Genomic DNA, 18828 nt, shown 5'->3' on the forward strand with positions numbered 1-18828 from the left:
CCCCCGCCCCCGTCACGGCGTGACCGCGAACTCCCGCAGGATCGCGGCCGCCAGCGCCGGATCGCCCTCCACCTCGATGCGGTCCGCGACGGCCTCCGCCCGCACCCGCCCGCACGCCAGCCGGACGAAGAGCTCCCAGTCCATCGCGAACCCCACCGTCGGCCCCAGCGCGATGCTGCTGTCGATCGTGGCCCTGCCCTGCTGGCCGACCCGCACCGTCTGCAGGAACTCCACGGCACCGTGCACATCGAAGGCGACCGTCGAACCCGGCCTCGCCCCCGCCTCCCCGGCCACCACCTTCGGCAGCGCCCGCAGCAGGAAGTCCCGCGCGAGCAGCGCACCCGGGGAATCCAGATTCCCCGGCACACCGAGCGCTCTGCGCACATCCTGTTCGTGCACCCACACGTCGAAGGCCCGTGTCGTCAACGTCCGTTCGAGGCTCGTCTCGTTGCCGCTGCCGAGCGGCCAGCGCACCACCGCATTCGGCGAGCGCATCTCGTTGCGCAGCTGCCGCGACCGCCGGATGACCGTGTACTCCAGCTCGGAGGTCATCTCCAGAGCCGTGTGGCAGCGCCGCACATCGACCTGCACCTCGATGTACCGCGAGAACTCGTCGGTCACGTGGTACAGATCGCGCGGCAACGTGTGAATGGGCCGTGGTTCTCCCAGCATTTCGCATTCGACGCCGATGATGTGCGACACCACGTCGCGCACGGACCACCCCGGGCATTCGGTGCGCAGGTTCCAGTCGCTCTCGGCGAGCGGCTTCACCAAGTCGCCGACGGCTTCGATGGAGTGGGTCCAGGCGTCGATGGCGGGCTGAAGACTCGGGTGGACGGTCACGTGGATCCCTCGGCGGTGCTAGGACGCGGGTGCGGGGCAAGTGCTGTCTCGGTGCTCACCCGTTAAGTTACGCTGCGCACGGTCAACTCGGCAGAGGAATGGTGGGTACGGTGCGCGCCTCCGTGATGCAGTTGAAGGTCGATCCGGCCGAATCCGTGGCGGCACGCCGCGAACGTGCCGCGGAGCTGGTGCGGGCCCAGCACGGCAGCGACCTGGTGGTGCTTCCCGAACTGTGGACCGTGGGCGCGTTCGCCTACGAGTCCTTCGCGGCGGAGGCCGAGCGGCTCGACGGCCCCACGGCCGAGGCGATGGCGCGCGCCGCGCGCGACACGGGCGTCTGGCTGCACGCGGGCTCGATCGTCGAGAAGACCCCCGACGGCTCGCTCTACAACACCTCCCTCGTCTTCTCCCCGGACGGCGAACTCGCCCGCACCTACCGCAAGATCCACCGCTTCGGCTTCGACCGCGGCGAAGCGGTCCTGATGAGCGCGGGCAGCGAGGTCGTCACGGTGCCCACGCCGGAGGCCACGCTGGGCCTGGCGACCTGCTACGACCTCCGCTTCCCGGAACTCTTCCGCGCCCTGACGGACGCGGGCGCGGAGATCCTCGTCGTCCCCGCGGGCTGGCCGGCCCGCCGCCGCGAGCACTGGCGGCTGTTCGCCCGCGCCCGCGCGGTCGAGGACCAGTGCTACGTCCTGGCGTGCGGCACGGCGGGCACCCACGCGGACGTGGAGCAGGCCGGCCACAGCATGGTGGTCGACCCCTGGGGCACGGTCCTCGCGGAGGCGGGCGCGGACGAGGAGGTCCTGACGGTGGACCTGGACCTGGCGACGGTGGCGAAGACGCGGGCGGACTTCCCGGCGCTGAAGGACCGCGTCATAGGACGTTAATGATGCGGAGGGAAGTCTTTCCGCCTCCGTGCTGTTGGATGGGGGCATGGCAACTCGTGCACGCGTCCGCGCCCCGGAACTGATCGGCAAGGGCGGCTGGCTCAATACGGGCGGTACCGCCCTGAGCCTGGCCGACCTCCGCGGCCGCATTGTGATCCTGGATTTCTGGACGTTCTGCTGCGTGAACTGCCTGCACGTCCTGGACGAGCTCCGCGAGCTGGAGGAGAAGCACCGCGACACCGTGGTGATCATCGGTGTCCACTCGCCGAAGTTCGTGCACGAGGCCGACCACCAGGCCGTCGTCGACGCCGTCGAGCGCTACGAGGTGCACCACCCCGTCCTCGACGACCCCGAGCTCGCCACCTGGAAGCAGTACGCGGTGCGGGCCTGGCCCACGCTCGTCGTGATCGACCCCGAGGGCTACGTCGTCGCCCAGCACGCGGGCGAGGGCCACGCCCATGCGCTGGCCGCGCTGGTCGAGGAGCTGGAGACCGAGCACGCCGCCAAGGGCACTCTGCGGCGCGGCGACGGGCCGTACGTGGCGCCCGAGCCGGAGGCCACGGACCTGCGCTTCCCCGGCAAGGCGGTCGTGCTGCCCACCGGCACCTTCCTGGTCTCCGACTCCACCCGGCACCAGCTCGTCGAGCTGGAGGCCGACGGCGAGACCGTCGTGCGCCGCATCGGCACCGGCGAGCGCGGCTTCGGGCCGGAGAGCTTCAGCGAGCCGCAGGGGCTCGCGCTGCTGCCGGACGGCAAGGTCGTCGTGGCCGACACGGTCAACCACGCGCTGCGCACGTACGACCCGGAGACGGGCGGGATCACGACCGTCGCCGGGACCGGCCGGCAGTGGATGCAGGGGCAGCCGACGTCCGGGCCCGCCCGTGAGATCGCGCTCTCGTCCCCCTGGGACGTGGCCTGGTGGGCGGACCGTGTCTGGATCGCCATGGCCGGCGTCCACCAGCTGTGGATGTACGACCCCGCGACCGGGACCGTGGCCGTCGCGGCCGGCACGACCAACGAGGGCCTGGTGGACGGGCCCGCGGCCGAGGCCTGGTTCGCCCAGCCGTCCGGGCTGGCCGCGGCCGGGGACCGGCTGTGGCTGGCCGACTCGGAGACGTCCGCCCTGCGGTACGTCGAGCGGGACGGGGAGGGGTTCGCCGTGCGGACGGCCGTCGGCACCGGCCTGTTCGACTTCGGGCACCGCGACGGCGACGCCGGCCAGGCACTGCTCCAGCACCCGCTGGGCGTCACCGCCCTGCCGGACGGCTCGGTGGCCGTCTCGGACACGTACAACCACGCGCTGCGCCGCTACGACCCCGCCACGGGCGAAGTCACCACGCTGGCAACGGACTTGCGGGAGCCGTCGGACGCGGTGCTCGTCGGCGACGACATCGTCGTCGTGGAGTCCGCCCGGCACCGGCTGACCCGGCTGCGGCTGCCGGAGGAGGCGGTCCGCGTCGAGGCGGTGGCGCACCGCACGCAGCGCGCGGCGACGGACATCGCGCCGGGACGCCTGCGGCTGGACGTCGTCTTCCAGGCCCCGGCGGGCCAGAAGCTGGACACGCGCTACGGCCCCTCGACGCGCCTGCTCGTCTCCTCCACCCCGCCGGAACTCCTGGCGGAGGGCTCGGGAGCGGGCACGGACCTCGAACGCGAGCTGGTGCTGGCGGAGGGGGTGACGGAGGGCGTGCTGCACGTCTCCGCGATGGCGGCGTCGTGCGACGACGACCCGGAGAACGAGTACCCGGCGTGCCACATGCACCAGCAGGACTGGGGGGTGCCGGTACGGGTCGTGGCCGGGGGCGCGGGGCGCTTGCCGCTGGTACTGGCGGGGATGGCGTAGGCGCCGGGGGCTTCGCCCCCGGACCCGCCTTCTCCCGTCACCACTTCAGCGCCGCACCCTCGCTCTCCACCCAGTACGTCCCCTTCGCCGAGTCGTCCACGTGCAGCGTGCCGCCCGGCAGGGCGGGAACGGACGGATCCCCGTCCACCGGATCCCCGTTCGGCGTCTGGAAGGACACCGACAGCTTCTTCACGTCGCGGCCCTTACCGCCGGAGGCATCGGCCGTGGACGCCGTCACCCCGGCATAGGCGGCCTTGCCGGGCGCGAGCTTCAGTGTGGCGCCCGGCTTGCTGTCCTCCGTCACCCCGGCCGTCGCCTGGTCCTGGTCGAACCGGAGGAACGGGAAGCCGTACGCGGTGCATTCCTTCTTGCCGGTGTTGGTGGCGATCAACAGCACGTGGTTCACGGGCGATTGAACCGCTTTCGCCTCCACCTTCATCTGCGCCGGCGTGCACGCGTCCCCGGTGGCCTGAGGCGAGCTCTTGGCGTCGTCCGCCTCGTCGCCGCCGTCGCTGCCCTCGTCGTCGGGGCTCGCCGACTGCTCCGCGCCGTCGGACTTGGCGGTGTCCGAGCCGTCCTTGCTGCCGCCGCCGCAGGCGGTGAGGGACAGGGCGGTCACAGCGGCAAGCGCAGCGGCGGCGGCCGCCCTGCGCACGGTGCGCGTGGTCATGGGTGCTTTCCCCTCAGCCTTCGAGGAAGGCCGTCAGTGCGGACGCGAGCAGGTGCGGGTCCTCCGCGCCGCACAGTTCGCGCGCGGAGTGCATGGAAAGGATGGCCACGCCGATGTCGACGGTGTGGATGCCGTGCCGTGCGGCCGTGATCGGACCGATGGTGGTGCCGCAGGCGACGGAGTTGTTGGAGACGAAGTGCTGCCACGGCACGCCGGCGCGCTCGCAGGCCGCGGCGAAGACGGCCCGGCCGCTGCCGTCCGTGGCGTACCGCTGGTTGACGTTGACCTTGAGGATCGGGCCCTTGTTGGGCAGCGGGTGGTGCCCGGGCTCGTGCCGCTCGGAGTAGTTGGGGTGCACGGCGTGGCCGGTGTCGGAGGAGAGGCAGACCGAGCCGGCGAGTGCCCGTGCCCGGTCCTCGAACGTGCCGCCGCGCGCGAGGACGGAGCGCTCCAGGACGTTGCCGAGCAGCGGTCCTTCCGCGCCGGTGTCGGACTGGCTGCCGTTCTCCTCGTGGTCGAAGGCGGCGAGCACGGGGATGCACGGCAGCGAGGACGAGCCGGCCGCGGCGACGAGCGCGGCCAGGCCGGCGTGCACGGACAGCAGGTTGTCCATCCGCGGCCCGGCGAGCAGTTCGCGGTCGCGGCCGAGGTAGGCGGGGGCCTCCACGCTGTGGACCATCAGGTCCCAGCCGCCGATCTCCCGTGCGTCGACGCCGGCCTCCTCGGCGACGAAGCGGATCAGGTCGCCCTCGCTCACCTCGCCCAGGCCCCAGATCGGGGTCATGTGACGCTGCTTGTCGAGCTTGAGGCCGTCCTGGTTGACCGACCGGTCGAGGTGCACGGCCAGTTGGGGCACGCGCAGCAGCGGACGGTCGACGTTGACGAGCCGGTGGGTGCCGTCCCGCAGGGTGATGCGGCCGGACAGGCCGAGGTCCCGGTCGAGCCAGGTGTTGAGCAGCGTGCCGCCGTAGATCTCCACGGCCACCTGCCGCCAGCCCTGCGCGCCGGTGTCGGGCAGCGGCTTGACGCGCAGGTTGGGGGAGTCGGTGTGCGCGCCGACGATCCGGAACGGGGTGGCCGGGGTGGCCCCCTCCGGCACGTACCACGCGATGATCGCGCCGCCCCGCAGCACGAACCTGCCGCCCGCCGCGGCGTCCCACGCCTCCGTCTCCGCGACCTGGCGGAAACCCGCCTTCTCCAGCCGCTCGGCGGCGTTGGCCACCGCGTGGTACGGGGACGGGCTTGCGGCGAGGTAGGAGATCAGGTCATCGGTGTGGCCGCGGTCGAAGCGGTGCGCAGAGCTCATGGCCTCAGGATAAGGATCAGGGCAAGGCCCGGGCGGCCTTTCGGCGCCCGGGCCCTGCCCGTTCGGCATGATGTGCGGGTGGCTAGAAAGCGGCCTCGTCCAGCTCCATCAGCGACTGGTCGACCGACTCGGCCAGCGTCCGCTCGACGGCCAGGGCCGGGAGCACGGTGCGGGCGAAGAACTTCGCCGCCGCGATCTTGCCCTGGTAGAAGGCCTTGTCCTTGGAGGAGGCCGAGGGCAGCTTCTCCGCGGCCACCGCGGCGCCCTTGAGGAGCAGGTAGGCGACGACGACGTCACCCGAAGCCATCAGCAGGCGGGTGGTGTTGAGGCCCACCTTGTAGATGGACTTGACGTCCTGCTCGGTGGCGGCGAGGTCGGTCAGCATCGCGCCGACGATCCCCTCCAGGTCGACCGCGCCCTTGGCGAGCTGCTCGCGGGCCTCGGCCAGGTCCTCGCCGCCGGCGGCCTCGGCGAGGAACTTCTTGATCTCCTCGGAGAGGGCGGTCAGCGCCTGGCCCTGGTCGCGGACGATCTTCCGGAAGAAGAAGTCCTGGCCCTGGATGGCCGTGGTGCCCTCGTAGAGGGTGTCGATCTTCGAGTCGCGGATGTACTGCTCGATCGGGTACTCCTGCAGGTACCCGGAGCCGCCGAAGGTCTGCAGCGACTGGGCCAGCTGCTCGTAGGACTTCTCGGAGCCGTAGCCCTTGACGATCGGCAGCAGCAGGTCGTTGAGACCGTGCAGCGCCTTGGCGTCCTCGCCCGCGGCCTCCTTGACCATGATCTCGTCCTGCACCGTGGCGGTGTAGAGGACGAGGGCGCGCATGCCCTCCGCGTACGCCTTCTGCGTCATCAGCGCGCGGCGCACGTCGGGGTGGTGGGTGATGGTGACCTTCGGCGCGGTCTTGTCCATGAACTTCGCGAGGTCCGGGCCCTGCACGCGCTCCTTGGCGTACTCCAGCGCGTTGAGGTAGCCGGTGGAGAGCGTGGCGATGGCCTTCGTGCCGACCATCATGCGCGCGAACTCGATGATCATGAACATCTGGCGGATGCCGTCGTGCTTCTCGCCGATGAGCCAGCCCTTGGCGGGGTGCTTGTCGCCGAAGGTCATCTCGCAGGTGTTGGAGGCCTTCAGGCCCATCTTGTGCTCGACGTTGGTGGCGTAGACGCCGTTGCGCTCGCCCAGTTCGCCGGTCTCGAAGTCGAACTCGTACTTCGGCACGAGGAAGAGCGAGAGGCCCTTGGTGCCCGGGCCGTGGCCCTCGGGGCGGGCGAGGACGTAGTGGAGGATGTTCTCCGACATGTCGTGCTCACCCGAGGTGATGAAGCGCTTCACGCCCTCGATGTGCCAGGAGCCGTCCTCCTGCTGCACGGCCTTGGTGCGGCCGGCGCCCACGTCCGAGCCGGCGTCCGGCTCGGTGAGGACCATGGTGGAGCCCCACTGCTTCTCCACCGCGAGCTTTGCGATGTGCTTCTGCTGCTCGGTGCCCTCCTCGAAGAGGATGCCCGCGAACGCCGGACCGGACGAGTACATCCAGATCGCGGGGTTGGAGCCGAGGATGGCCTCCGCGTACGCCCAGATCAGCGAGCGCGGCGAGGTGGTGCCGCCGATCTCCTCCGGGATGCCCAGGCGCCACCACTCGGCGTCCATGTAGGCCTGGTAGCTCTTCTTGAACGCGGCGGGAATCGGCGCCGTGTTGGTCTCCGGGTCGAAGACCGGCGGGGTGCGGTCGGTGTCCGTGAAGGAGTCGGCCAGCTCGTTCTCCGAGAGGCGGGTGATCTCCGACAGGACGCTCTTCGCGGTCTCGACGTCCATCTCCGCGAACGGGCCGGAGCCGTACGCCTTGTCGCGGCCGAGAACCTCGAAGAGGTTGAACTCGATGTCGCGAAGATTCGACTTGTAGTGGCCCATGACAGACGGCTCCGTAAGGGACGGGAGGTGCGATCCTCTGTGCGTACCGGTCAGTAAGCAGCATGATGCTACCCGTCGGTAATAAGGCGCAAGACCCGATCGCCCAACTGTGACTCGTTACGCTTTGGCCCATGTACGGCTACGACCAGAACGCGGGAGCCCAGGGTTACGCCCCGCCGCAGCAGCCCGGCGGCTACGGCGAACAGCCGCTCTACCCCGAGCCGTCGCCGCCGTCCCTGGCCGACGCGGTGCGCGCCTTCACCACGGGCCAGATGTCCGCGGAGGACTTCCAGACGGTGTTCTCCGGTTCCAAGGTCTACTGCCCGCGCGGCGAGAACCCCGGTTTCCTCGCGCTGCACAACACCCAGCAGCCGGTGATCCCGATGTTCAGCTCGCTGAAGGAGCTGCGGCGGTACGCGGGCAAGGAGTCCAAGTACTTCGTGATCACGGGCGCCGAGGTGCTGGACCTGCTGCCGACCGGCTACGGCTTCGTCCTCGACATGGAGGGCGACCACCGCATGGTCTTCGACGCGAAGTCCGTGGAACAGATGGTGGACTTCGCGATGCGGAGGATGTACGGCTGATTCCCGCCTAGTTGGCCGCCCGGTGGTACAGCGCCTCCACCGCCGGCCCGAAGTACGAGCTGTACGACGTCTCGTCGTCCCCGCCCTCGTCCTTGCCGCCCAGGACGCCGTTGACCGTGCCTAGCCCGGTGGCGGCGTCCACGTCCGTGAGGACCGGGCTTCCGCTCGTCCCGTTCGGCAGGCCCTCGCAGTCGAAGCGCAGCTGTGTCGGTCCCTCGGTGGTGGTCGTGTTCTGGCAGCCGAGCGGCTGCTCGCTCCCGCTCGGGTAGCCCAGCACCCGCGCCGGGCGGTGGACGGGCGGGTCGAAGCGGATCTGCTCCGCCCCCGTCACGCGCTCGATCTGCGCATCGCCCTCCGTGCTGCGGACGTGGACGAACGCCACGTCGTAGTCCGGGTCCCGGGAGTCCGCCCACTGCGGGGCGACGTCGATGGAGGTGGGCACCCAGACCCCGTAGGGCGCCTCTCCGTCGTGGTAGCCGGGCACGAACGCGATGTCCGTGCGGAAGCCGCCGGTGTGGACGCAGTGCGCGGCGGTGATCAGCAGATTGCCCGAGGGGCTGTGGACGACGCTCGCCGTGCAGCCGTGGTCCGGATCGCCCTGCCCGGTGTAGAACAGCGGCCCCACGGCCGGCGAGGGCGCCGTGGCGGCCGCCTGCAGCGGTTCCGACGCGGGCAGCGCCTCGGTGCGCAGGCCGCGCGAGACCGGCTGCACGGGCTCCCGCGCCACGGTCGTGCGGACGGCGGAGCGCATCGCCTGCGCCGAGGCCTCGCCCAGCGCCGCGGGCTCCCGGTAGTGCCCGGCGGAGTCCCCCTCGGCGACCGGGGCGTCGGTCGCCGCCAGGCCGCGGGTGGCCACCAGCAGGCCGATGACGGCCAGGGCCAGCACGGCGGCGGCGAGAGCGGCCCACCCGGTGGGGCCGGGGGCTCGGACGTTCAGGCGCATTGATCAAGTGTCCACCCTCGCCCTGTGAGCAGGCTGTGGCGGGCCGGGGAATAGCCGCACCTTGCAGGTCGTTCACTATTCAACTAAATTGGAGGCGTAGAGACCCCGAGGAGGACGTCATGCCTGCAGTGACCGTCGAGAACCCGCTGACCCTGCCCCGCGTATCCGCTCCCGCGGCGGCGCAGCAGCGACCGGTGCTGCACGTCGCCACCGCTCCCAGCGGCTTCGAGGGCGAGGGATTCCCCGTCCGCAGGGCCTTCGCGGGGATCGACTACCGGTACCTCGACCCGTTCATCATGATGGACCAGATGGGTGAGGTGGAATACGCCCCGGGCGAGCCCAAGGGCACCCCTTGGCACCCGCACCGCGGCTTCGAGACCGTCACCTATCTGATCGACGGCACGTTCGTGCACCGCGACTCGCACGGGGGCGGCGGCACCATCAACGGCGGCGACACCCAGTGGATGACCGCCGGGTCCGGCCTGCTGCACATCGAGGCCCCGCCGGAGTCCCTCGTCGTCAGCGGCGGGCTCTTCCACGGCCTCCAGCTGTGGGTGAACCTGCCGAAGAAGGACAAGATGATGCCGCCCCGCTACCAGGACATCGGCGGCGGCAACGTCAAGCTCCTGACCTCGTCCGACGGCGGCGCGCTGCTGCGCCTCATCGCCGGCGGGCTCGACGGGCACCGCGGCCCCGGCGTCACCCACACGCCGATCACGATGATGCACGTGACCCTGAGCCCGGGTGCGCAGCTGACGCTGCCCTGGCGCCCGGAGTTCAACGCCCTCGCCTACGCGCTCGCCGGGCGCGGCACGGCGGGTGCGGAGGGCCGTCCGTTCCGCACGGGCCAGTCGGTCGTCTTCGGCGACGGGGACGCGCTGACGCTCCGCGCGGACGCCGGGCAGGAGTCGCGCAGCCCGGACTTCGAGGTCGTCCTGCTCGGCGGCCTGCCGATCCGGGAGCCGATGATGCACTACGGCCCGTTCGTGATGAACACCCACGCCGAACTGGCCCAGGCATTCGAGGACTTCCAGGCGGGACGGTTGGGGACGATCCCGGCCCCGTAAGGGGCGCGGGGAACTGCGCGAGCAACCACAGCCGGCCCGCAGCCGACGGGCCGGCTCAGGTGATCCCCTCGTAGTCCTCGGCCTCCCCGGCCGAGGACTCGTGCAGTTCGAACCAGATGTTCTTGCCCTCGCCCCGCGGGTCCACCCCCCACGCCCCGGCGAGCAGTTCCATCAGCACCAGGCCGCGCCCGGAGGAGGCCATCTCCCCCGGGTGCCGGCGGTGCGGCAGCTCGTCGCTGCTGTCGGCCACGTCGACGCGGACGCAGCGCGAGCCGAGCTCGCCCGATATCTCGGCGACCATCAGCGCGTCCCCGTCCGTGTGGACGAGCACGTTGGTCACCATCTCGGAGACCATCAGCACCGCCGAGTCGGTCTGGTCCTCGTCCGGCCAGTCGTACATCAGGTCCCGCACCTGCTGGCGGGCCTCGGCGATGCGCTCCGGCTCGGCCTGCGCGATGCTCAGGACCGTGCGCCGGGTGGGCCGCGGCAGGGCGGCGACGCCGGGGCCGGCCGGGACGCCCGGCTCGCGGCACAGGAGCAGCAGGGCGATGTCGTCCTCGCGCCGGTCGACCAGCGGCCCGGTGGTGTGGTGGGAGGACGGGCCGTGCACGGCCTGCACGAGGGAGTCCGCGAGCTGCTCCAGGCTGTCGCCGAGGCCGCCGTCGCCGTCCTGGCCCAGGGCGTGGCCCTCGACGACCTCGCGCAGCCGGTTCCAGCCGCTCTCCAGGTCGTGGCCGCCGGTCTCGATCAGCCCGTCGGTGCAGACCAGCATGGTCTCGCCGGGTTCCAGGACGAGCCGGGTGGTGGGGTAGTCGGTGTCGGGGTCGATGCCCAGCGGCAGCCCGCCCGCGGTGGAACGGACGAGCATGGTGCCGTCGTTGAGCCGGACGGCCGGGTCGGGGTGGCCGGCGCGGGCGATGACGAGCAGCCCGGTGAGCGGGTCGACCTCGATGTAGAGGCAGGTGGCGAAGCGCGGGTCGGTCTCCTCGCCGCCGGCGCCGTTGATGCCGGCGAGGAAGCGCGAGGCGCGGGAGAGGACCGCGTCGGGGTGGTGGCCCTCGGAGGCGTAGGCGCGCAGGGCGATGCGCAGCTGTCCCATGAGCCCGGCGGCCCGCACGTCGTGGCCCTGGACGTCGCCGATGACGAGGGCGATCTTTCCCGAGGGCAGCGGGATCATGTCGTACCAGTCGCCGCCGATCTGCAGACCGCCGCCGGTGGGCACGTAGCGGGCGGCCACCGCCATGTTGGGGATGTCCGGCTGGACGGTCGGCATCATCGTGCGCTGCAGGCCGTCGCTCAGCTCGCGCTCGGACTCGTGGACGCTGGCCCGGCTCAGCGCCTGGGCGAGCATCCGGGCCACGGTGGTCAGCACGGACCGCTCGTCGGGGGTGAAGGCCACCGGCATGCTGAAGCCGGCCATCCAGGTGCCGATCACGCGTCCCGCGTTGATGAGCGGGAGGAAGGCCCAGGAGCTGCGGCCGAAGTGCTCGACCATCGGGTAGATGAGCGGGAAGCGGCGCCCGTACTCGCCGGGGGTGGGGATGTAGACCGCGCGCCCGGTGCGGATGACCTCGGCGGCCGGGTACTGCGAGTTCACCGGCAGGTCCAGGAAGGCGTCCATGTCGCCGGGGGCGTAGCCGTGCTGGCCGATGAGCCGGACCCGGTTGGCCTCGCCGGCGAAGACCGCCAGGGCGGAGGGCTCGAAGCCTGGCATGGAGAGGCCGGCCGCCACCCGCAGCACCTCGGAGGTCGAGCGTGCCTCGGAGAGCGCCCGGCCCGCGTCCAGCAGGAAGGCCTCGCGGTTGCGTCTCCAGTCGCCCGTGACGGGGGTGCGGGCCGCGGTGGTGCCCGGCTGGGGTGCGGGCACCTCTTCCAGGGTGCCGACGAGGACGGTGCCGGGGCCGGTGACGACGGGCTTGGTGCGGGTGCGGACGGTGCGCAGCACCCGCCCCTCCTCGTCGACCACCCGCATCCGGGCCTCGGCGAGGGTGCCCTCGGCGGCGGCCAGGGCGGTGATGCTCTGGATCTCCACCCAGTCGACGGCGTGGAAGCGGGCCCGGGCGGCCCGCTCGGGCAGCTCCACCCGCTCCGCGGGCAGGCCCAGGAGCCGTGCGGCCTCGGCGTCGAAGGTGACGATGCCCGAGGCGTTGTCCCAGGACCACAGCCCGGTGGAGACGGCGGCCAGTACGTCCTCGGTGCGCATTGCCCCACTTTATGCAGGTCTGGGCGGTGGGGACCACCGATGACAGGTGGGGCAGTACCCTTGCACAGGTGCTGTATGCACACCAGTCAGGTGCCGCATCCGCACCGGCGGCGCACCACCGGGCGCGTGGCATTCCGCTCGATCAACGACTCCGACCACGACTTGGATGAATGATGCATCGGTACCGGTCCCACACCTGCGGCGAGCTCCGTGCGGCTGACGTCGACACCGACGTGCGACTGAGCGGCTGGCTGCACAATCGTCGCGACCTGGGCGGCATCCTCTTCATCGACCTCCGCGACCACCACGGCATCACCCAGCTGGTGGCCCGTCCCGGCACCCCGGCCAACGAGGCGCTGAGCCACCTCACCAAGGAGACCGTCGTCCGCGTGGACGGCAAGGTCATGAGCCGCGGCACGGAGAACGTCAACCCCGACCTGCCCACCGGCGAGGTCGAGATCGAGGTCACCGACGTCGAGGTCCTCGGCGCCGCCGAGCAGATCCCGTTCACCATCAACGCCGATGACGGTGTGAACGAGGAGCGCCGCCTGGAGTACCGCTTCCTCGACCTGCGTCGCGAGCGCATGCACCGCAACATCATGCTGCGCTCGGCCGTCATCTCCGCGATGCGGCAGAAGATGACCGCGCTCGGCTTCAACGAGCTGGCCACCCCGATCCTGTCCGCCACCTCCCCCGAGGGCGCGCGCGACTTCCTGGTGCCCTCCCGTCTGCACGCCGGCAAGTTCTACGCGCTGCCGCAGGCGCCGCAGCAGTTCAAGCAGTTGCTGATGATCGCGGGCTTCGACCGCTACTTCCAGATCGCGCCGTGCTTCCGCGACGAGGACGCCCGTGCCGACCGCTCGCCGGGCGAGTTCTACCAGCTCGACGTGGAGATGTCCTTCGTCGAGCAGGAGGACGTCTTCCAGGTGATCGAGAAGGTCATGACCGACCTCTTCGAGGAGTTCGGCAACGGCCGCCACGTCACCTCCCCCTTCCCGCGCATCCCGTTCCGCGAGGCGATGCTCAAGTACGGCTCGGACAAGCCGGATCTGCGCGCCAAGCTGGAGCTCGTCGACGTCTCCGCGGTCTTCGCCGACAGCGGCTTCAAGGCCTTCGCCGGCAAGCACGTGCGTGCGCTGGCCGTGCCGGACACCGCCGGCCAGTCCCGCAAGTTCTTCGACGGCCTGGGCGAGTACGCGGTCCAGCAGGGCGCTCAGGGTCTGGCCTGGGTCCGCGTCGGTGAGAACAACGAGCTCTCCGGCCCGATCGCCAAGTTCCTTACCGCAGAGGACGTCAAGGCTCTCACCGAGGCCCTGGGCCTGGCCCCCGGCCACGCCGTCTTCTTCGGCGCGGGCGAGTTCGACGAGGTCTCCAAGATCATGGGCGCGGTCCGCGTCGAGGCCGCCAAGCGCGCTGGCCACTTCGAGGAGAACGTCTTCCGGTTCTGCTGGATCGTCGACTTCCCGATGTTCGAGAAGAACGAGGACACCGGGCAGATCGAGTTCTCCCACAACCCGTTCTCCATGCCCCAGGGCGGCCTTGAGGCCCTGGAGACCATGGACCCGCTGGACATCCTGGCCTGGCAGTACGACATCGTCTGCAACGGCACCGAACTGTCCTCCGGCGCCATCCGGAACCACGAGCCCGACGTCATGTACAAGGCGTTCGAGATCGCCGGTTACTCGAAGGACGACGTCGAGCGCGAGTTCGGCGGCATGCTCCGCGCGTTCAAGTTCGGCGCCCCGCCGCACGGCGGCATCGCCCCGGGCGTCGACCGCATCGTGATGCTGCTGGCGGACGAGCCCAACATCCGCGAGACGATCGCCTTCCCGCTCAACGGCAACGCGCAGGACCTCCTGATGGGTGCCCCGAGCGAGGTCGAGGACGCCCGCCTGAAGGAGCTCCACCTGAGCATCTACAAGGGCGCGGCCAAGCCGACCCCGTACAAGCCGACCAAGTAAGGCCGCACGGAAGGGCGGGCCGGTGAGGACATCTCACCGGCCCGCCCTTCGCGTTACGTCAGCGCGCTCAGCGCGGTCACCATCGGCAGTCGCGGACAGCACCCCGCGGCCTGGTGCACCGCGCGCTGCAGCCGTCCCGGGGTCAGCCGCTGCCCCCACAGCACGGACTGGACCCCGTACTCCGTCACCGCCAACAGCTCGGTCTCCCCGAGCTCGTCGGCGATGACCACCAGCGGTGCCCGGCGGGCCCGCGCGAGCCGCCGCAGCGCGCCGTCGTCATGGCGGCCCAGGAGCAGCACGTCGACGGCCGCCCCCTCGCGGACCACGCTCACCCCCGGCAGCGCGCGCAGCTGTCTGGCGACGCGGGCCCGGGCGACCTCGTCGGCGGTGTGGACGCTTACGGTGATGCCGTCGGTCATGCGCTTCTCGAACACTGCTGCTGCACTTCCTCGTCTGCCCCCGTGTATCGACGGGAACCAGACTTCCGGAGCGCGCTGAACGAACGATTGCCGAACGATCAACGGGCCCGGAGACCGCCTGGTCTCCGGGCCCGTGAGGGATGTGCGGCTACGCGGCTTCCTCGCCGCCGCCGAAGCGCTCGCGGTACGCCGCCAGGTCGTCCTCGGTGATCTTCGCGAAGAGCACCGGCGGCACCGTGAACGCCGTGCCCGCCGGGACGAAGGACAGGGACATGGCCTCGTCCGCCGTCACCCACGTGCGGGTGTCGTTCTCCAGCGCGAACGCCGAGCGCATCGCGGCCGCCGAGGCCGGGATGAACGGCTCGGAGACCACCGAGTAGAGGTGGATCAGGTTCATCGCCGTGCGCAGTGTCAGCGCGGCCCCGTCGGGGTCGGTCTTGATCTCCAGCCAGGGGGCCTTGGTCTCCAGGTAGGCGTTGCCCGCGCTCCACAGGGCGCGCAGCGCCTGGGCGGCCTTGCGGAACTGCAGGGCCTCCATGTGCTCCTCGTACTCCGCGAGCAGCTGCGCGATCTCGCGGCCGAGGGCGGCCTCCGCCTCGCCGGCCTCGCTGCCCGCGGGGACCTCGTCGCCGAAGCGCTTGCGGGAGAAGGACAGGACGCGGTTGACGAAGTTGCCCAGGACGTCGGCGAGGTCCTTGTTCACGGTGGCAGAGAACAGCTCCCAGGTGAACGAGGTGTCGTCCGACTCGGGGGCGTTGGCCATCATGAAGTAGCGCCAGTAGTCGGCGGGCAGCAGCTCCAGGGCGTCGTGAGTGAACACGCCGCGCTTCTGGGAGGTGGAGAACTTGCCGCCGTAGTAGTTCAGCCAGTTGAAGGCCTTGACGTAGTCGACCTTCTTCCACGGCTCGCGAGTGCCGAGCTCGGTGGCCGGGAACATCACCGTGTGGAACGGGACGTTGTCCTTGCCCATGAACTGGGTGTAGCGGACGTCCGTCGCCTCGTACCACCAGGACTTCCAGTCCCGGTTCTCCGGATCCCGGTCCGCCCACTCCTTCGTCGCGCCGATGTACTCGATCGGGGCGTCGAACCAGACGTAGAAGACCTTGCCCTCGGCCGCCAGCTCCGGCCACGTGTCCGCCGGGACCGGCACGCCCCAGTCCAGGTCACGCGTGATCGCGCGGTCGTTCAGGCCTTCGGTCAGCCACTTGCGGGCGATGGAGGACGCCAGCACCGGCCAGTCCTTGCCGTGCTCGTCGATCCACGCCTCGACCTCGCCCTGCAGTGCGGACTGCAGCAGGAAGAGGTGCTTGGTCTCCCGCACCTCCAGGTCGCTGCTGCCGCTGATCGCCGAGCGGGCGTCGATCAGGTCCGTCGGGTCCAGCACGCGGGTGCAGTTCTCGCACTGGTCGCCGCGGGCCTTGTCGTAGCCGCAGTGCGGGCAGGTGCCGACGATGTAGCGGTCGGGCAGGAAACGGCCGTCGGCGAGCGAGTACACCTGGCGGATCGTCCGCTCCTCGATGAACCCGTTCTTCTGCAGCTGCCGTGCGAAGTGCTGCGTGATCTCCCGGTTCTCCGCGGAGGAGCTCCGGCCGAAGTAGTCGAAGGAGAGCCCGAAACCGTCGTAGATCGCCTTCTGCGCGTCGTGCTGCTGCGAGCAGAACTCGTCCACGGGCAGACCGAGCTCCTTGGCGCCCAGCTCGGCCGGGGTGCCGTGCTCGTCCGTGGCGCAGATGTAGAGCGTCTCGCGGCCGGTCTGGCGCAGGAAGCGGGCGTAGACGTCCGCAGGGAGCATGGACCCCACCATGTTGCCCAGGTGCTTGATCCCGTTGATGTACGGAAGGGCGCTGGTGATGAGGTGTCGAGCCATTGCGGCTGCTCCCTGGTCGCGGTGTTTTACGGAGACCTTTAGCGTATCCGAGCACCGGGGGGCGGCCGCGCCGCAATGACCTCCCGGCTCCTCACCCCGGCCGCTCCATCCAGGCCCGCCAGGGCCGGGTGACCGTCTCCCGGTAGGTGTGGTGCGAGGGATGGCGTCCCGCATGCCGGAACGTCCAGGTCTGGGCCTCGGCGAGGTCCTCCTCCGGCTGCGAGCCCTCTCCGCACACGGCGCACTGCATGGCGTAGGTGATCGGCTCGGCGTCGGGCTCCCGGTCGGGCTGCAGCGTCCACCGGGCGAACCGGTAGACCGTTTTCGGCCTCGTGCGCTGTTCTTCGGTCACGTCGTAACCATGCCCACTCGGGCTTCGTCCCACAGAGACATTTGCGAAACATCCCCTCTGGTACACCCGCATCCTGGAGAGAAGGGGGCATAGCGGACGAGAGGAACGAAGGTCATGCGCGTGCTGGTCGCCGAGGACGAAGAGGTGCTGGCCGAGCTCGTGGCCACCGGGCTGCGCCGGGCGGGCTTCGCCGTGGACACCGTCTACAGCGGGGACGCCGCGCTCGCCTACCTCGGGCTGCACGACTACGACGTCGTCGTGCTCGACCGCGACCTGCCCCGGGTGCACGGCGACGACGTCACCCGCCGCCTGGTCGCCTCCGGCTCCCGCACCCGCATCCTGATGCTCACCGCGTCCGGCTCCATGGAGGACCGGGTCGCGGGCCTGGACCTCGGCGCGGACGACTACCTCCCCAAGCCCTTCGAGTTCCCCGAACTGATCTCCCGCGTCCGGGCGCTGCGCCGCCGCAGCGCCCGCCCCGCGCCGCCGCTGCTGGAGCGGCACGGCCTGCGGCTGGACACCGTGCGGCGCACGGCGGACCGCGAGGGGCGGGAGCTCGACCTCTCGCCCAAGGAGTTCGCGCTGCTGCAGATCCTGCTGGAGGCCGACGGTGCGGTGGTCAGCGCCGAGGAACTGCTGGAGCGCGCCTGGGACGCGCACGCCGACCCCTTCACCGGCGCGGTCCGCGTCGCGATGAGCAAACTGCGCGGCAAGCTCGGCGAACCCCCGCTGATCCGCACCGTGCAGGGCGTCGGGTACGCCCTGTGAGGCGGCCCGTCCTCACCGCCCGGGCCCGGATCGCCTTCGCCTTCGGGGCGATCTTCCTCGTCCTGGGGACGGCGCTGCTGACGACCGTCAACGTGCTCTCGCGCGAGAGCACCCGGCAGCGGGCCACGACGATCGCGCGCACGGCCGTGCCCATGGAGGTCCTGCGGCCGGGGGAGACCGTCACCATGTCGACGGTCTACCGGGTCTCCGGGGACGTCAGCGCCGCCGCCTCGCAGGAGATGGTCGTCTGGTCGGCGGCGGCCCTGCTGATCACCGCGCTGCTGGCGGTCGGCGTGGGCTGGTGGACGGCGGGGCGCGTACTGCGGCCCGTGCAAGGGGCGTTCGAGAGCCAGCGGCGCTTCATCTCCAACGCCTCGCACGAGCTGCGCACCCCGCTCGCCGTGCAGCGCACCGCGATCCAGGTCGGGCTCGACGGCGACCCGTCCCCGGAGGAACTGGCCCGCACCAAGGCCACGTTGCTGGAGACCAACCGGCACTCCGAGCGGCTGATCGACGGGTTGCTCGTGCTCGCCCGCAGCGAGCGCGGCCTGGACAGCTGCGAACGCCTCGATCTGTCCGCCGTGGTGGCCGACGAGGTCGCCGCGGTGTCCGGACAGGCGACACAGAACGGCGTACGGCTCCGGCTGACCGCCGCGACCGCCCCCATGCAGGGCAACCGCGTCCTCCTCGCCCAGCTGACCGGCAACCTGCTGCGCAACGCGGTCGGTTACAACCATCCCGGCGGCAGCGTCGAGGTGGACGTCCGGCCGGGGCGGCTGACCGTCGTCAACACCGGCCCGCCGGTGCCGGGTCCGGAGGTCGACGGGCTCTTCGAACCGTTCCGCCGGGGCGCCGGCCGGGAGCGGCTCGGCGGGGGCGTCGGGCTCGGCCTGTCGATTGTGCGGTCCATCGCCCGCGCCCACGGCGGCACGGCACAGGCGGTCTCCCGCGCGGAGGGCGGTCTGCGGGTGACGGTGGACCTCGCCCCGAAGGGGCGCGGGGAACTGCGCGATCAGCCCCCACCGGCCCGCAGCCGACGCACCACCCCGGGGTCCGGGGCGAAGCCCCGAGAACCTCGGCTGCGGGCGCGTCGTGGCTGATCGCGCCCACGCGGCGGAGCCGCATGATGTAACAGCCCCGCGCCCCTGACGGGGCGCCCGGCGCGGGCTGCGGGCATCATCGACTGAGCGCCCCGCGCCGGGC

Annotated in this window: 16 protein-coding genes; 7 read left to right on the forward strand and 9 right to left on the reverse strand. The window is 71.2% G+C overall.

The window, feature by feature from the left end; genetic code table 11:
* Positions 1-12: 12 nt before the first annotated feature.
* Positions 13-843: a maleylpyruvate isomerase family mycothiol-dependent enzyme gene (locus tag ACWD4B_RS26860; RefSeq protein ID WP_451423169.1), complete on the reverse strand. Its 831-nt coding sequence runs from the start codon at positions 841-843 to the stop codon at positions 13-15.
* 110 nt (positions 844-953) lie between these two features.
* Here ACWD4B_RS26860 and ACWD4B_RS26865 point away from each other — a divergent pair, with 110 nt between their 5' ends.
* Complete coding sequence (locus tag ACWD4B_RS26865; protein WP_451423170.1) at positions 954-1733, forward strand: carbon-nitrogen family hydrolase; 780 nt, start codon at positions 954-956, stop codon at positions 1731-1733.
* Positions 1734-1779: 46 nt separating this feature from the next.
* On the forward strand, positions 1780-3576 hold the full coding sequence (locus ACWD4B_RS26870) for an NHL domain-containing thioredoxin family protein (protein WP_451423171.1): 1797 nt from the start codon (positions 1780-1782) through the stop codon (positions 3574-3576).
* A gap of 37 nt (positions 3577-3613) precedes the next feature.
* On the opposite strand, the gene ACWD4B_RS26875 is transcribed toward ACWD4B_RS26870, so the two are convergent.
* From ACWD4B_RS26875 to ACWD4B_RS26885, 3 genes are all read right to left on the reverse strand, one after another.
* Positions 3614-4246, reverse strand: coding sequence for a DUF4232 domain-containing protein (locus tag ACWD4B_RS26875; protein WP_451423172.1), 633 nt, complete (start codon positions 4244-4246; stop codon positions 3614-3616).
* Between the two features lie 13 nt (positions 4247-4259).
* The gene (locus ACWD4B_RS26880; RefSeq protein ID WP_451423173.1) at positions 4260-5552 is read right to left on the reverse strand and encodes a M18 family aminopeptidase; all 1293 of its coding nucleotides are present in this window, start codon (positions 5550-5552) and stop codon (positions 4260-4262) included.
* Between the two features lie 82 nt (positions 5553-5634).
* Positions 5635-7461, reverse strand: a complete 1827-nt coding sequence (locus ACWD4B_RS26885; protein ID WP_451423174.1) for an acyl-CoA dehydrogenase — start codon at positions 7459-7461, stop codon at positions 5635-5637.
* Positions 7462-7592: 131 nt separating this feature from the next.
* Between ACWD4B_RS26885 and ACWD4B_RS26890 the strand changes: the two genes are divergently transcribed.
* Positions 7593-8045, forward strand: a complete 453-nt coding sequence (locus tag ACWD4B_RS26890; RefSeq protein WP_336410223.1) for an SseB family protein — start codon at positions 7593-7595, stop codon at positions 8043-8045.
* A gap of 7 nt (positions 8046-8052) precedes the next feature.
* Here the strand turns inward: ACWD4B_RS26890 and ACWD4B_RS26895 are convergent, their stop codons facing one another.
* A complete protein-coding gene (locus tag ACWD4B_RS26895; protein WP_451423175.1) occupies positions 8053-8988 on the reverse strand; it encodes a trypsin-like serine peptidase in 936 nt (311 codons plus the stop codon).
* 119 nt (positions 8989-9107) lie between these two features.
* Between ACWD4B_RS26895 and ACWD4B_RS26900 the strand changes: the two genes are divergently transcribed.
* Positions 9108-10055, forward strand: a complete 948-nt coding sequence (locus tag ACWD4B_RS26900) for a pirin family protein (protein WP_451423176.1) — start codon at positions 9108-9110, stop codon at positions 10053-10055.
* Between the two features lie 55 nt (positions 10056-10110).
* Here the strand turns inward: ACWD4B_RS26900 and ACWD4B_RS26905 are convergent, their stop codons facing one another.
* Positions 10111-12258 carry an ATP-binding SpoIIE family protein phosphatase gene (locus tag ACWD4B_RS26905; RefSeq protein ID WP_451423177.1) on the reverse strand — a complete coding sequence of 716 codons (2148 nt, stop codon included), beginning with the start codon at positions 12256-12258 and terminating at the stop codon, positions 10111-10113.
* A 173-nt stretch (positions 12259-12431) separates the two neighbouring features.
* On the opposite strand from ACWD4B_RS26905, the gene aspS reads away from it, so the two are divergent.
* Positions 12432-14219, forward strand: a complete 1788-nt coding sequence (gene aspS, locus ACWD4B_RS26910; protein ID WP_451423181.1) for an aspartate--tRNA ligase — start codon at positions 12432-12434, stop codon at positions 14217-14219.
* Between the two features lie 53 nt (positions 14220-14272).
* Here aspS and ACWD4B_RS26915 read toward each other — a convergent pair whose 3' ends face one another.
* From ACWD4B_RS26915 to ACWD4B_RS26925, 3 genes are all read right to left on the reverse strand, one after another.
* Positions 14273-14653, reverse strand: a complete 381-nt coding sequence (locus tag ACWD4B_RS26915) for a DNA-binding response regulator (protein WP_336410219.1) — start codon at positions 14651-14653, stop codon at positions 14273-14275.
* 133 nt (positions 14654-14786) lie between these two features.
* A complete protein-coding gene (metG, locus tag ACWD4B_RS26920; RefSeq protein ID WP_451423178.1) occupies positions 14787-16505 on the reverse strand; it encodes a methionine--tRNA ligase in 1719 nt (572 codons plus the stop codon).
* A gap of 91 nt (positions 16506-16596) precedes the next feature.
* Positions 16597-16857 carry a DUF7848 domain-containing protein gene (locus tag ACWD4B_RS26925; RefSeq protein WP_451423179.1) on the reverse strand — a complete coding sequence of 87 codons (261 nt, stop codon included), beginning with the start codon at positions 16855-16857 and terminating at the stop codon, positions 16597-16599.
* A 114-nt stretch (positions 16858-16971) separates the two neighbouring features.
* Between ACWD4B_RS26925 and ACWD4B_RS26930 the strand changes: the two genes are divergently transcribed.
* Together ACWD4B_RS26930 and ACWD4B_RS26935 are read left to right on the forward strand one after the other, a co-directional pair.
* Complete coding sequence (locus ACWD4B_RS26930; protein ID WP_390777357.1) at positions 16972-17625, forward strand: response regulator transcription factor; 654 nt, start codon at positions 16972-16974, stop codon at positions 17623-17625.
* Complete coding sequence (locus ACWD4B_RS26935) at positions 17622-18725, forward strand: sensor histidine kinase (protein ID WP_451423180.1); 1104 nt, start codon at positions 17622-17624, stop codon at positions 18723-18725. The genes ACWD4B_RS26930 and ACWD4B_RS26935 overlap by 4 nt, the downstream gene beginning before the upstream one ends.
* Positions 18726-18828: the final 103 nt, after the last annotated feature.

Source organism: Streptomyces sp. NPDC002536 (genome assembly GCF_053594995.1).